Origin of the sequence: Psychrobacter sp. CLB018 (assembly GCF_041222815.1) — a bacterium.
GTDB lineage: Bacteria > Pseudomonadota > Gammaproteobacteria > Pseudomonadales > Moraxellaceae > Psychrobacter > Psychrobacter faecalis.
Genome location: NZ_CP166085.1, coordinates 2072683 through 2086503 on the forward strand (window position 1 = coordinate 2072683; position 13821 = coordinate 2086503).

At 45.4% G+C, this 13821-nt stretch carries 10 protein-coding genes; 8 read left to right on the plus strand and 2 right to left on the minus strand.

Going from position 1 to position 13821, the window contains the following annotated elements; all coding sequences use genetic code 11:
• Positions 1-13: 13 nt before the first annotated feature.
• The 4 genes from AB8P72_RS08730 to AB8P72_RS08745 all read left to right on the plus strand — a co-directional run bounded on the left by AB8P72_RS08730 (position 14) and on the right by AB8P72_RS08745 (position 4325).
• On the plus strand, positions 14-1063 hold the full coding sequence (locus tag AB8P72_RS08730; protein ID WP_193030040.1) for an ABC transporter substrate-binding protein: 1050 nt from the start codon (positions 14-16) through the stop codon (positions 1061-1063).
• 166 nt (positions 1064-1229) lie between these two features.
• Positions 1230-2258, plus strand: a complete 1029-nt coding sequence (locus tag AB8P72_RS08735; RefSeq protein ID WP_193029990.1) for an ABC transporter substrate-binding protein — start codon at positions 1230-1232, stop codon at positions 2256-2258.
• 341 nt (positions 2259-2599) lie between these two features.
• Positions 2600-3499 carry an ABC transporter permease gene (locus AB8P72_RS08740; RefSeq protein WP_068404436.1) on the plus strand — a complete coding sequence of 300 codons (900 nt, stop codon included), beginning with the start codon at positions 2600-2602 and terminating at the stop codon, positions 3497-3499.
• Positions 3500-3530: 31 nt separating this feature from the next.
• Positions 3531-4325: an ABC transporter ATP-binding protein gene (locus tag AB8P72_RS08745; protein ID WP_068404438.1), complete on the plus strand. Its 795-nt coding sequence runs from the start codon at positions 3531-3533 to the stop codon at positions 4323-4325.
• Between the two features lie 75 nt (positions 4326-4400).
• Here AB8P72_RS08745 and AB8P72_RS08750 read toward each other — a convergent pair whose 3' ends face one another.
• Both AB8P72_RS08750 and AB8P72_RS08755 read right to left on the minus strand, forming a co-directional pair.
• Entirely contained in the window at positions 4401-5054 is a 654-nt protein-coding gene (locus tag AB8P72_RS08750; protein WP_082894261.1) for a response regulator transcription factor, read from the minus strand.
• Positions 5055-5159: 105 nt separating this feature from the next.
• Positions 5160-7394 carry a PhnD/SsuA/transferrin family substrate-binding protein gene (locus AB8P72_RS08755; protein WP_193029991.1) on the minus strand — a complete coding sequence of 745 codons (2235 nt, stop codon included), beginning with the start codon at positions 7392-7394 and terminating at the stop codon, positions 5160-5162.
• Between the two features lie 236 nt (positions 7395-7630).
• On the opposite strand from AB8P72_RS08755, the gene AB8P72_RS08760 reads away from it, so the two are divergent.
• The 4 genes from AB8P72_RS08760 to fdhD all read left to right on the plus strand — a co-directional run bounded on the left by AB8P72_RS08760 (position 7631) and on the right by fdhD (position 13658).
• Positions 7631-9007: a cytochrome c gene (locus tag AB8P72_RS08760; RefSeq protein ID WP_369957620.1), complete on the plus strand. Its 1377-nt coding sequence runs from the start codon at positions 7631-7633 to the stop codon at positions 9005-9007.
• Positions 9007-9975: a c-type cytochrome gene (locus tag AB8P72_RS08765; protein ID WP_198328685.1), complete on the plus strand. Its 969-nt coding sequence runs from the start codon at positions 9007-9009 to the stop codon at positions 9973-9975. The genes AB8P72_RS08760 and AB8P72_RS08765 overlap by 1 nt, the downstream gene beginning before the upstream one ends.
• Before the next feature lie 200 nt (positions 9976-10175).
• Positions 10176-12572 carry an FdhF/YdeP family oxidoreductase gene (locus AB8P72_RS08770; RefSeq protein ID WP_193029993.1) on the plus strand — a complete coding sequence of 799 codons (2397 nt, stop codon included), beginning with the start codon at positions 10176-10178 and terminating at the stop codon, positions 12570-12572.
• 132 nt (positions 12573-12704) lie between these two features.
• Positions 12705-13658, plus strand: a complete 954-nt coding sequence (gene fdhD / locus AB8P72_RS08775) for a formate dehydrogenase accessory sulfurtransferase FdhD (RefSeq protein WP_102076593.1) — start codon at positions 12705-12707, stop codon at positions 13656-13658.
• Positions 13659-13821: the final 163 nt, after the last annotated feature.

Consider the following 13821-nt stretch of genomic DNA (forward strand, 5'->3'; position numbering starts at 1 on the left):
GAGCCAAAATAAAATGACCTTTGCCACTACTTTACGCCTTAGCCTGTGCGGCGCTGCTTTTAGCGCGGCGCTTGGTTTAACCGCTTGCTCTAATAATGCGACCGACCCTGCCGTCAACGCTGATGATAGCGCAACTAACGATAAGCCTGCCAAAACCTTGGCCATCACGCAAATTGTCGAGCATCCTTCTTTAGATGAGATGCGCCGCGGCATTATTGATGAGCTGGCGGACAACGGCTACGCAGAAGGGCAAAACCTAACCGTTAATTTTCAAAGTGCGCAAGGGAATACCGCAACGGCTGGGCAAATTGCCAAACAGTTCGCCGGTGACAATCCAGATGCCATCGTCGCCATCTCAACACCTTCTGCGCAATCAATCGTAGCGTCGACTAAAACTGTTCCCGTTATTTATACCGCCATTTCAGACCCTGTGGCAGCCAAGCTAATTGACGAAAATGACGTGCCTATCCAAACCAATGTGACTGGTTTGTCGAGCGAATTACCTATTGAACCGCAGTTAGACAATATTCAAAAAATTGTCCCTAATGTGAAAACCATTGGTTATGTTTATAGCCCAGGCGAAGCCAATTCGGTGGTGGTTCTTAAACAACTGGAAAAAGCAGCACCAGCACGTGGGCTTAAGATATTGGGCGTTACTGCCAATCGCCCTACCGACGTTGCAATGGCGACTCGTAGTCTAGCAGGCAAGGTAGAGGTTATTTATACCTCATTAGATAACAACGTGGTTTCTGCCTTTGAAGCAATGGCAAATGCGGCTAATGAACTTGATATCCCAGTTATTGCCTCAGATGAGTTTAGCGTCAGACGCGGTGCGACGGCGGCACTTGGGGTTAATGATTATGACTTTGGCCGTACCACGGGCAAAATGGTGTATCGGGTATTAAACGGTGAAGCGACCAAAGATATCGCACCGCAAGTGATGAATACCTTAACGCTATATGTCAGCCCAAAACACGCCGCTGAACAAGGTACTAGCCTATCGGCAGACTTACTTAAAAACGCCATCAATGTCGACAAAGAAGCACAAAAGGTCAGTAAATAGTCACTAATAAATAGTTGCGACTCAATAGTAAAGAATAAATGGACGGTAATTAATAATCAGCTATACAACGGATTACACAATCAGCTAGGATAATGGCTGGCAGCGCTACCCTTTTTTATCTTTTATATAATGTACGGACACATTATTATTTTCAGGAGTCAGACCCATGTTGTATCAAAATCGTTTTGCCAAAGCTTTATTATGGGGCGGTGTTTGCACCGCTATCTTGACCGGCTGTAACCAGCCAGCACAAGATGCCAACACCACTGACGGCGCTGCAACGGGCGGCGATGCCAAAGCTGTCATGAAAACGGTCGCTATTACCGCCATCGTTGAACATCCAGCACTCGATGATGTGCGTAAAGGCGTTATCGACGAGTTAAGTGACGCCGGCTTCAAAGAAGGCGAAAACTTAACCATCAACTTCCAAAGCGCCCAAGGTAATACCGCCACTGCCGGTCAGATTGCCAAACAATTCGTCGCTGATGCACCAGATGTCATCGTAGCGATTGCCACACCATCGGCTCAGTCTGTAGCCGCTTCTACCAGCAGCATTCCTATGGTGTTCTCAGCGGTCACCGACCCTGTTGCAGCTAAATTGGTACCGAAACTTGATGGCTCTGGCACCAACGTTACTGGCGCCTCTGATGCCCTTCCTTATGCACCGCAAATCGATTTGATGCGTCAAATTATCCCAAGTCTAAAAAACGTCGGTTATGTCTATAGCCCAGGCGAAGTAAACTCAACCATCGTTTTAAAAGCGCTAAAAGAGAATCTGACCCCGCTTGGTATTAACGTTCACGAAGCGCCTGCGCAGCGTAGTAACGATATTGCGATGGCCGCTCGTAGCCTTGAAGGTAAAGTCGATATGATTTATACCTCAACGGATAATAACGTGGTTTCAGCATACGAATCACTGTACCAAATCGCTAAAGAAAGTAAGATTCCATTGATTGCCTCTGATACCAGTTCGGTTGAACGCGGTGCCGTTGCTGCGTTAGGAGTGAACTATTACGATTTGGGCCGCGAAACCGGTAAAATCGTTACGCGTATCTTAAACGGTGAAAAAGCAGGCGAAATCCCTGTTTATACGCCGCAATCGCTTGATTTACATGTCAGTCCAAAGAATGCGCAAGCCGAAGGCATCACGCTACCACAAGCCGTTATCGATAAAGCAAAAGTAGTGTTAGAATAACTGCCGCTTTTAACTCTAATTCTTAGACGATAGTTTTTATCAATTATCGTCTAGGTTAATTGGATATAGCTATTTTGATATGGCTATGTAGGTAGCGCAGACAAACCCAGCTCTCAGTCAGTAGGCTGGGCTTGTTTTTTCAAGGCTGTAAATAAGCAAAGCTTATAATCAAGCATTCTAAGAATAGGTTTTGCTTGACCCTAACTGCAGATACCTCTATCTGTTAAATTCACCGCTTAGTCGTTTAAGCAAAGTTGGCTGATTGATAGCGCGATATGTCGCCTATCTCAATTATCTCGCCATCATTTATTAAACGCTGGGTTATGACTTACTGATCTCTTATGTCTTTAATTGCTTTTTTTGGTGCGCTTGAAAGTGGTCTGATTTATGGCCTAGTGGCGCTTGGCGTCCTTATCTCATTTCGTACCCTCGACTTTCCAGATTTGACCGCTGACGGTAGTTTTCCGTTGGGCGGCGCTGTCGCGGGTATTTCTATCATCGCTGGAGTGAATCCTTGGCTTGCTTGTGCCTTTGGTATGCTAGCAGGGTCAGTCGCCGGTATTGTCACCGCGTGGCTACACGTTAAGCTGGGCATTTTACAGCTGCTTGCCAGTATCCTTGTGATGGTTGCTTTATACTCTGTCAATCTACGGATTATGGGTGCGCCAAACTTACCATTGTTAGGTGAAACGACCGTATTTAGTACCTTGGTCAGTGATGGTAATGGTTACTGGATGCGCTGCCTCATTATTGGTGTCGTCGTCCTATTGGCCATGTTGTTTTTAAACTGGTTTTATAGTACCGAAACGGGTTTATCGATGCGGGCGACTGGCTCAAACCTACGCATGGCACAGGCGCAAGGTATCAATACCTCATGGATGACCATCATTGGTATGGCGATTTCTAACGGCTTGATTGCGTTAGCAGGCGCATTATTTGTGCAGACGCAAGGTGGCGCTGATATCTCAATTGGTATCGGTACGATTGTCATTGGTTTAGCAGCGGTCATCATCGGCGAGACCATTATTCCAGCTAAGCGTATTTGGCTGATTACCTTTGCGGTGGTCGTTGGTGCGGTGCTTTATAAGCTCTTTATTCAAGTGGCTCTATCAAGCAGTACGCTACGTAGTATCGGATTTGGTCCCCAAGATTTGAACTTGATTACCGCGCTACTCGTGGTATTAGCCTTAGTCTTGCCAAAAGCTAAAAATAAATTTTTAAGTCGTAAAGTTCGGGCTTAATGTCAATATGCAACCATAAGGAATAATTATTATGATGCAAGCTACAGATTTGCGGTTGACCTTTAACCCTGGAACGCCCATTGAAAACCCTGCCCTACGCGGTATCAATTTAAATATCGCCGATGGTGAATTTGTCACCGTCATCGGTACCAATGGCGCAGGCAAATCGACCTTTTTAAATGCTGTCAGTGGCACCACGCGCGTGGATAGCGGTTCAATCTTGTTAAATGGTATTGATGTCACCAAAAAGACCGCGCACCAACGTGCCCATTGGGTTGCTCGCGTTTTCCAAGACCCGATGGCGGGAACTTGTGAGGCGCTAACCATCGAAGAAAATATGGCGCTAGCCTATAAGCGCGGCGGCAAACGTGGTTTGAACTTTGCCCTTAATCAAAATAACCGTGACTTATTTCGCGAGAAATTATCGGTATTAAAATTGGGTCTAGAAAATCGTTTAACCGACCGTATGGGCCTGTTATCCGGTGGTCAACGCCAAGCCGTGAGCTTACTGATGGCGTCATTGCAACCGTCTAAGATTCTACTGCTTGATGAGCATACGGCGGCCCTTGACCCTAAAACAGCGGCGTTTGTTTTAGAATTAACCGATAAAATCGTCACCGACAATCAGCTAACAACGATGATGGTGACGCATTCGATGCAGCAGGCTCTAGCTCATGGTACGCGTACTGTGATGCTTCATCAAGGTCAGGTGGTATTAGACGTATCTGGCGATATCCGTAAAGGCATGGATGTGCATGATTTACTGGATATGTTTGAGCAAACCCGCGGTGAAAAGGTCGAAGATGACAGTTTGATATTAAGCTAACTCATTTTGCAAAATATTTTGAATTTAAAATAAAACGCCTTCTCATTAGGCGTTTTTTTATGGCTGTTTTAGTTTTTAAGAATCAAGCATGACCAATTTTTGAATCAATTCACTGACATGCTGCGCTTGCATTTTCTTCATCACCTGTGAGCGATGTACCTCTACCGTTCGTACCGATATGTCTAAATGGTCGGCGATATTTTTATTTAGATTGCCTTGCATCAGCTCATGAGCGACCTGTTTTTCTTTCTCGGTTAGCTGCGCATAGAGCTTTTTTATACTATAAAGCTCAGCTCGTTTGAGGGTTAATACTTGCGCACGCTCAAGCGCTTCTTGGAGACGGTGACTATTAATCGGTTTCTCTAAATAATCAGCGGCGCCTTGTTTGAGCATATTAACAGCATCAGCAATCTCACCTTGACCAGTTAATGCAATAAGCGCTATCGGACTGTCCTGTTGATTAAGGTGCGCTTGTAGTGCTTGACCGCTCATGGCTGGCATCATTAAATCACTGACGATCACCGCGGGATAATAGATATCAACTTGCTGCAAAAAAGTCAGGGCACTTGACCACACTTGGGTCGGCAATCCTAAGCTGCTAATTAAAAAATTACAGGAATGACGCACGCTTTCTTCATCGTCGATGATATGAACCAGTAGAGGTTCATTATTGCTATCAACTGGCGTTTGCCATTCTGAGTGCTTAACTGAATTATGCTGAGCATTCATACGCAACCTTATGATTAAGTTAATTTGTAAAATTTATAAATGCTTGGTTGTTGATAACCCTCTCTTGCTCACTTTCGCTTTTGCTTACTGTCTCTGTTGATTATCTTATTTCTGCGCATCATCTGCCAAATGCAACGGCAGATAAAAAGACACTTGCGCACCTACCCTGTTTGCTAATGGATGAGTGTTTTCCATTTTTATCAAGCGCACTTTACCATTTAACGACCGCTTTAAGCGTTGCTGATAACCATCTAACGCTTGTATAGTATTAAGCTCCTGCTGGAATTCGATATTGCCAAGCTGCATCATACCGCCAATTGACTTGCACAAACGCTGACATATCATCAGCCCCAAGCCTAAACCATTTTCTTTGGTCGATTTGGTGGCGTATTTATTAGTCAGACGCTGTTGTGATTGACCCTCAACTAACTGCTGATTACCCTCTAACGGTTTATGGTCAAGCAACTGCGCCTCATCAAAACCGCCTGCATCATCGGTTATATGCAATACGATATAAGATTTACCATTATAATCTTTTGCCTGACAACGTAACATTATCTGCGTTGCCCCTTGCTGCTCGGCATTGAGCATACTATTCATCAATAACTGGTCAAGAACCAAGCTTGGCAACTGCAAAGTCTGGTAGTCACTCGCCAACCAAAAGCCAATACTTGAGGCTTTTTCACCAAGTAGCAATATACACTGCGCATAGGTGGTGACGATGTCCACTTGAACGTTGTTCGGCTGCGAGCGCCCTGCCCAGCGCCGAATATTACTGATAACAGCCGCGACCCGTTCGGTTTCATTAACAATTTGCTGTAACGCACTTTCTGTCGCTTGTTTGTCTATTGCTTGCTTTTCTAGCACTTGCTTGTCCGTTAGGGTCTTTTCTAGCGCATTCAAACTATGGGCAGAGTTTTTATCCAGCACCGTACTTTCTTTACCGTCTTGGCGGCTGACACTGCTTTGACTGCGAATAAGTAAGCCTTGCGCATAATTTTGAATGGTCGCCAGCGGCTGATTGATTTCATGGGCGATGGATCCACTCATCTCACCGATGACAGCGAAGCGTTCTGATTGACGTAGCTGCTGGTCATAATCACGAATCAGTTGATTTTGCAGAATGATTTTTTGCCGTCGTCGCCATGCCAGCCAGCTCATCCACGCATAATTCACCGTTGATATCAGTACAATTAAAACGATAACTGCCATCCACAATCGATGCGCCTTTACCCAATCGACCATATGCGCGCCCAGCTGCTTTTGTGCTGGATGACGATTCATATCATAAAGGATACGTTCAGCATCGCTACTCGATTCGGCTGGTAGCCAGTGCTGTCCTATCCCTAACGACTCTTGCTCTGGTTGACTCTTTCCATATTGACTCAAACCAAATAAATTTTGATTGATTTGCCGAATCAAGGCAGCTGGCGTTTGCTCGGTCGCCGCCAATGTCCAATTGGGATATATCTTTGTTGAAGACTGACAGCTAGAAGCGGTCGCCACAGGGTGAATAAGTCGGTATTGTTTTTTGCTAATCTTCCCTTGCTGCGCCATCTCTTCCATCAAACAAAGTGGCGCAATCGCTGCATCTACACTGCCACTCGCCAATGCATGTAAGGTACGCTCAATAGGATAACCGACGAACTGGGTCTGATAACGGTTGGATGGCATACCGTTTTGTTGTAATAAATGCGCGACGAGCAGATAACCACCAAAAGCCTCACTGTCGACGGCAGCAATTTTACGCTGCTGCAAATCTTGCAGCTGATAAATGCCGCTGTCTGCCTTTACCCAAAGAGCACTAGCGACGGCTTCCATGGCGCTGGGCTCTTTTAACTGCCTATCTTGAGACAGTTTATTAAATTCATTAGCTAGATTAACCGTTGTAGAAAGCGGCTTATCAACGGTTTTATTGAAACCTTTTTCATGAAAAGCTTTTTCCTTAAAGTTTTTACCATTGATATCAGCAGGCGCATGCAATTGAGCGGTCTCTGTATCAGCTTGCAAGGTCGCAAGCCAGCGCCAATGGGTGGTATTCATTTTAATCAGTTGAACTTGTGGTCCAAGCACTAGGGCAAACTGCTGCGCTTCGATTTCCTGCTGCCAATTTTCTAACGCTAGCGGCACCAAGACCACAGTGTCTTCTCGGAGTTGCTCATTAAGTTGATTAAGCCAAGGTTGCCAACGCTCTTGCGCAGCCGTTTCCCCTTGCGGCGCCAGCACGCCTAAATAGTAGGTTTGTGCATTGGCACTGGCTAGCATTAACCAAGTAAAGGACGCTACCACGACAAGAAAATAAGCCTTCAAGCTCGCCCAGACTTTAGACTTTTTATCCATACACCTAGCCTTACAATTGAGCTATCAAACCTTCATTATAAATTAAAACCATAATTATAATGTGGTTTTCCACAATATCACAATGTTACACGCTCCTCTATACTGAATGACAATCGTGTAACTTTTCATTCACTAAGCTTAAATCCTAAATGTTTCATAGGACTATCTAATAGTCCTCATAGAATGTATATGACGAATGAGAAGCTTAGTAAAAATATCTTATGGAGGGCAGGCTTATGAAAAAGTGGCTATTAATCATTATTATGGCAGCCATTGTCGGGCTGATTTTAGCGTTTATTATTGGGCAAATACTGCCTAATATGCGCACAACCAGCAGTGACATTGAGGTTAATGTCACCGACCCTGCGCTTATTAAACAAGGCGAATACATCGCGCGTACTGCTGACTGTGTCGCCTGCCATACGACGCTTGACGGGGAGAACTATGCCGGTGGTCTGCCTATGCTGACGCCGCTAGGTGCCATTTATTCAACCAACATTACCCCTGATAAAGAAACCGGTATTGGTCAATATACCTTTAGCGACTTTAAAAATGCCGTCAAGCATGGCGTGCGCCGTGATAATAAAGCGCTATATCCTGCCATGCCCTATCCGTCTTATCAGCTTATGCCAGAGGAAGATTTGGCCGCGATGTATGCCTATTTTATGTCTGACGTCAAACCGGTCAAGCAAGCCAACTTAAAAAGTGAGTTGCCGCCAATAGCCAATTGGCGCTGGCCGCTGGCTTATTGGCAAGCACTGTTTGACCCAAAACGTGACTTTGTGCCAGAAACTGATGATGCGCTATTGACCCGTGGCCAGTATCTAATAGAAGGTCCTGGACACTGCGGCTCTTGTCATACTGAGCGCGGTATCGGTTTCCAAGAAATCGCCTTAAACAATGCCGACTCAGAAGAATATTTGAGCGGGGCGGTTATCGATGGTTGGCGCGCCAAAAGTATCCGCGGTGAGCATCGCGGTTTGGCTACGTGGACCGTCGCAGAATTAAATGATTTCTTTAAAACCGGTCGTACTGACACCACGGCTGCTTTTGGCGCCATGGCCGAAGTGGTCGAGCACAGCACGCAATATATGACAAACTATGATATCAACGCCATGTCATCTTATCTAAAAACCTTAACGCCAGCGCCCAATAAAGAAAAAACCTTGCCGGCGAAAAAAGACATTACCACGCAAAAACTGCTTGATGGCAATTGTGATTCGCGCGGCTCGATTCTATACGCCGAGTATTGCCAAGTTTGTCACCGTGCTGATGGTAAAGGCGTGGCGCGTATCTTCCCAGCCCTTGATGGCAATAGTGCGGTATATGCGAAAAATGCCGACTCGGTACTCCAAATCACCTTGAGCGGTGGCCGCATGCCAGAAACCCCGCACGACCGCATGGCCTTTACCATGCCTGAATTTATTAACCTGAGTGATGCCGATGTGGCGGAAGTGGTCAACTATGTCCGTAATAGCTGGACCAACCAAGCACCTGAAATCGATGTCGATGATGTGGTAAAAATGCGCGCTTTTCTTGCCAAAAAACCAAAGACCAGTACCGATATCGCCCCAGACTTAAGTATTGATGCGCAAACAAAAGGAGCAAAATAATGAAAAACTCTCCACTCAACTTGCCTGCTATTGTTAGCGTAATCTCTCAGAAAATAAAAATGGGCAAACTAACCACCGCTGCCCTGACTGCTTCAGCGCTTAGTATCGCCGCTATTAGTAGTGGCTGCTCACAGCCCGAGCCTACTGAGCAAAACGCGCCTAAATATGGCTTAGTTACTGCTGATGATGCCAACGAAGACATCGGTACTTATGTACTGCCGCAAGATACTTCTATCTTGGATGAGCCAAACGCTGATGAAATCTTTTATGGTAAGCGATTATTAAACGAAACCAAGCGCTTATTACCCGAGCACGTTGGCGCGCAAATGAACTGTAATAGCTGTCATATTTCGCAAGGTAAAATCCCCCTTGGCGACCCGTATATCAACAGTTACAACTTCTACCCGCGTGTGATGCCACGCGCAGGTAAAGAAATCGATTTAATCAAACGCATCAATGGCTGTTTTCAGCGTTCGATGAATGGCAAACCATTAAAACCTGAATCCCCTGAAATGCTAGCAATGTTGGCCTATATGAAATGGCTGTCCCAAAATACGCCGAAAGAACAAAAGGTCGATATCCAAAACGCGGGTAAAGTGGATGAATCCTTGGTCGGTAACCCTGTACGCGGTAAAAAAATATACCAAGTACAATGCGCCACCTGTCATGGTGATAACGGCGAAGGCATGAAAGACAGTCGCGGTGATATTGTCTTCCCACCATTATGGGGCGATGAATCCTTTAATATCGGTGCGGGCATGGCGCGTACTTATAAAGCGGCGGCTTTTGTGAAATACAATATGCCGATGGGCATTCAAACCAAAGGTCTATGGGGTCATGGCAATGTGCTCAGTGATCAAGACGCCATCGATGTCGCTGAATTTTTTACCCATCAACCGCGTCCTGACTTTGCTGGCAAAGTAAACGACTGGCCTAATGGCAAAAAACCTAAAGATGCGCGTTATTAAATGCACTAACCTGACAACATATCAGTCATGCTGATTTTTAAAATAAAAAAACCTCAAACGCCTGAATGACTTTGAGGTTTTTTGTTATCTATGGTTAATGCGACTAAAAAATTTTGACCAGCCATTATATAGTAGTGCTTAAGGCAATGACTTTTATTACAGTCATACTTACTTATCGCCATTCGCTTATGAGGTCTATCATGCGTAAAATTCCTATTTACTCTCACCCTGCAGCTGGTTGGCCAGCTTTGGTTGCTTCTACTCGTAAGTTAATGGATTATAAGGCTTTTTTGCGTGGCAGCATAAGTATCTTGCATAGCAACCAGCCCAACGGCGGCTTTGACTGTCCGGGCTGTGCATGGCCAGATCATAAGACCCATAAAAGCCTTGATGTCTGTGAAACGGGTATTAAAGTCATTGCTAGTGAAACGATGAGTAGGCGCGCCGATGCCGCATTTTTTGCCAAACATAGCGTTAAAGAACTACAAGGCTGGTCAGGCTACGAGCTTGAGCACAGCGGCCGCTTATCAGAGCCGTTATATTATGATGCGGGGCAAGACCGCTATGTGGCGATTTCTTGGCAGGCAGCGTATGAGCGTATCGCCGAGACATTACAGAATCTCGATTCGCCAGATGAAGCGTTATTTTACACCTCAGGACGCGTCACTAACGAGCCTGCTTTTATGTATCAATTGTTCGTACGCTGTTTTGGCACCAATAATTTGCCAGATTGCTCAAATATGTGTCACGAGCCAACGTCAGTGATGCTCGGTAAACAGTTAGGCGTCGGTAAAGCCACGGTGGTTTTGGAAGATTTTGAACAGGCGAAGCTAATTATGCTGTTTGGGCAAAATCCTGCCACCAATCATCCGCGTATGCTTGAGATGCTGGCACACGCTCATAAGCAAGGCTGCAAAATCATCTCTATCAATCCGATGCGGGAGCAAGGTTTAAGCAAGTTTAGAAATCCACAAAAACCTACCCATATGGCCGCAGGGCAAAGTGATGAAATGGTTGATGAAGTCATTCAAATTCAAATCGGTGGTGATACCGCTTTATTGACGGGCTTGGCCAAATGGCTGACCAAAAATGGCAAAATTGATAATGATTTTATTGAGCAGCACACATCAGGTTATGAGGCGCTCGATACTTGGTTACGCCAGCAGTCTTGGGCAGAGGTAGAGCGTGGCTGCGGTATTAGTAAAGCAGACATTATCAAACTTGCCAAACTTGTTGCTGATAGCCCAGCAACCATTTGTACCTGGGGCATGGGTATTACCCAACATGTCCAAGGCGAAGATAACGTCGCCATGATTACCAATTTGTTGCTACTCATGGGGATGATTGGGGTCGATGGCGCAGGCGCCTCACCGGTGCGTGGTCACTCCAATGTGCAGGGCGATCGCACCATGGGTATCCATGAGCGCCCTAAACAGAGCTTACTTGATAGCCTTGAGCGCGTGTTCAAGCGCCCTATGCCACAAGAAGATGGGCTTGATGTCATCGCTGGCGCAAAAGCATTAATGCAAGGTAAGCTCAAAGCTTTTATCAGCATGGGCGGTAATTATGCCGTTGCCGCGCCCGATAAAAGTGCGATTCAAACGGTCTTAACCACTACCGAACTCAATGTTTTCATCGGCACCAAACTTAATGAAACTATGCTATATCCGGGTAAAAATAACCTTATCTTACCTTGTATCAGTCGTACCGAACGCTTAGTAACGGAAAAAGGTGAGCAGTTCGCGACGATTGAAGACTCTATGTGCCAAATTGTTCCTACGCGCGGTCGCATTGAGCCGATTAGTGATAATTTAAAATCTGAAGCGCAAATTGTGGCCGATATGGCAACCCACGCGCTTGACGCTGATTCGTCTATTCCATGGCAAACAATGAGCAGCGACTTTGATATCATCCGTAATTATATCGCTCAAGCGATTGAAGGCTTTGAGAATTTTAACGATCGTATTCGTGAAAACGAGCGCGGTTTTCATTTATACCACCCTGCCCGTCATCGCGTTTGGAATACCGATAGCGGCAAAGCGCAGTTTGAAGTCCCACAATATCCCATTACTTATGTCGCAGCACAGATGGCAGAAACCACATCGAGCTATCATAGCCATGCTAAAAATAACAATGCTAAAAGTGACCATAGCAAAAATAATGAACCCGCGATTCATCCAAGCAATAGCGATCACAATCCAACCCAAAGCGCTGAGCAAAAAGTATGGCAGCTAACCAGTGTCCGCAGTCATGATCAATTTAACACCATGATTTTTGGTCATCAAGACCGCTATCGCCAGACCAACCGCCGCGACGTGTTATTTATGCATCCCGATGAAATCAAGCGTTTAGGTTGGCAAAAAGGCGATAGTGTTATGGTATCGCGTCAAGACAGTCAAGATGAACAGCGCACCTTAGGTCCATTAATACTGACTGAGATGGATATCGCTGCCAATGCAGTGGCGACTTATTATCCTGAATGTAACGACCTTATCGACTTAGACACTCACGCGCCAGACTCAAGGACGCCTTCTTATAAATCCGTTACCGTTGTTTTGCAGCGCGTTACTGAAAACACACTAGCTGCCAGCGCTTAACAAAGATAGTTTGATAAAGGAAATGGTTAAAATATGATGGTCAGTAAACATAACGTAGTTGCAGTAGAACCTTGGTTAAATGGCTCAGCGGCCGATTTAGAAACCAATGCTGATCATGCTGCTGCGCCAATAATGGATATGCAGACCGTGCCTTTATCGCGCCTACATTTAACACAAAAACATGCTTATTTATCTACAGCAAATGTCTCTTCTAAAAATGCAGAAACAGAGGTTGATGACAAATCAGCGCTGCTGGCAGTAGAGGCAGCGGTTGCGATTGTCATTAATGGTATCCACTATGCGATATTGATGGCAAGCCCCTACCAGCTTGAGTATCTTGCTATTGGTTTTTTGTATAGCGAAGGATTGATTCATCATAGTCATGAATTATTAGAGTGGGAGGTAACGCAACTGACCGATATTGCCAGTTACCGAAAATTCACCAGTGATTTAACGGATGACTTACTTGATGAAAAGACGGCATTTGAGCAATTTTCAGCGCAGTTGCAAGACTATGATGTATATGTAGTAGAGCTGGTACTAAATCAGCGCTGTCATCAGCGTATTCAAGCGCAGAGGCGACAGCTAGCAGGACGTACAGGCTGCGGTATGTGCGGTATCACCGGGCTTTCGCAAGCGCTTCCCGATTTAAGTCATTATTTATCATCCAGCTTGCAACAAAAACAGTCAGAATCCTCCGTGCCCAGTCTTAATTATTTACTGCACATGCATCAGCAAATTAACGCCGCCCAGCATACCCATCAACTCACTGGTGCGGTACACGCTGCAGCCACCATGCAAGGCAAGGATTTGTATTTATTTGAAGACGTAGGGCGTCATAACGCACTTGATAAACTCATCGGTTGGCAATTGCGCAACAAGACCAAGCTGACATGCGTGGTGATGACCTCGCGATTGTCTATTGAGCTGGTACAAAAATCCATTCGTAGCCACATTCCTTGGCTCGTTGGTATGTCGGCACCGACCAGTACTGCAGTACGCGTCGCTGAACACTATGGTTTGGGACTGGCAGGGTTTTTACGCGATGACCGAGTTACTTATTATACCAATTATAAAGACGCTTAAAACAACAAGTTAGGGGCGACTCTTTTATTATATCCATTTAACTCTATCACTAAACCGCTAAGCAATAACTATTTTCTACTTATTTTTACTTCAACTTAACTCTCCCTGTAAGTTCGTAAAAGAGCCCCTAGCCTTTATCGTTACCTTTCCTTAATACAAGAAA